At 51.9% G+C, this 1047-nt stretch carries 1 protein-coding gene; it reads right to left on the reverse strand.

Annotated elements, in window-relative coordinates; translation table 11 throughout:
- Positions 1-1047, reverse strand: a 1047-nt coding sequence (locus A9J31_RS15650) for a GA-like domain-containing protein (RefSeq protein ID WP_213029711.1), incomplete at both ends; no start/stop codon positions are given.

A 1047-nucleotide genomic window follows, 5' to 3' on the forward strand; every position in this document is an offset into this window, starting at 1 on the left:
TTTGTGCGATGGCTTTTAGTTCGGCAGCTTCATCAATCGCAGCCTGGGCAACTGCCTGCTCTGCTGGTGTGATGAGACCATTACCATCTGTATCCGCATCAGCAATCGCTTGCTCGGCTTCGGCATAAGCTGATTCCGCTGCAGCCACCGCCGCTTCTGCATCCGCGATTAAGCTGTCCGTTGCATCGTCAATCCCATTGCCGTCTTGGTCATTCACCGCTGGAACTTCAAGATCCGTCAAGGCATCCAGACGATCTTGCAGACCATCTTTGTCTGTACTTTCTGGTAACGCAGTCACCGCGTCTTGTGCCGTTTGTTCAGCTTCAGTTGCTGCATCCACCGCATCTTGAATCGCTTGCTGTTCTGCTGGGGTGATCAGGCCATCTTCTTGAGCACCTGCAATTACATCTTCTGCTGCCTGGTGTGCATTTTCAGCATCAGTCACCAGGGCTTCCGCTGCTTCGAATGCATCATCGATACCATTACCATCTGCATCCGTGACTGCTGGTGCAGTTAATGGGATCAAGTCATCTAGTCGACCTTGTAACCCCTCTTTCTCAACTTGTACTTCTGCCGGTAACGCATTTACTGCATTTTGTGCGATGGCTTTTAGTTCGGCAGCTTCATCAATCGCAGCCTGGGCAACTGCCTGCTCTGCTGGTGTGATGAGACCATTGCCATCTGTATCTGCATCGGCAATCGCTTGCTCGGCCTCGGCATAAGCCGCTTCCGCTGCTGCTACTGCCGCTTCTGCACTGGCAATTAATCCGTTTAAGTCATCAATTACACCATCACCATCTGCATCTGTGACCACAGGGGCAAGCAATTCAGTCAAGGCATCTACGCGTTCTTGTAGCCCGTCTTTCTCAGCTTGTACTTCTGCCGGTAACGCATTTACTGCATTTTGTGCGATGGCTTTTAGTTCGGCAGCTTCATCAATCGCAGCCTGGGCAACTGCCTGCTCTGCTGGTGTGATGAGACCATTACCATCTGTATCCGCATCAGCAATCGCTTGCTCGGCTTCGGCATAAGCTGATTCCGCTGCAG

This window comes from Acinetobacter gandensis, from assembly GCF_001678755.1.
Classification (GTDB): Bacteria; Pseudomonadota; Gammaproteobacteria; order Pseudomonadales; family Moraxellaceae; genus Acinetobacter; species Acinetobacter gandensis.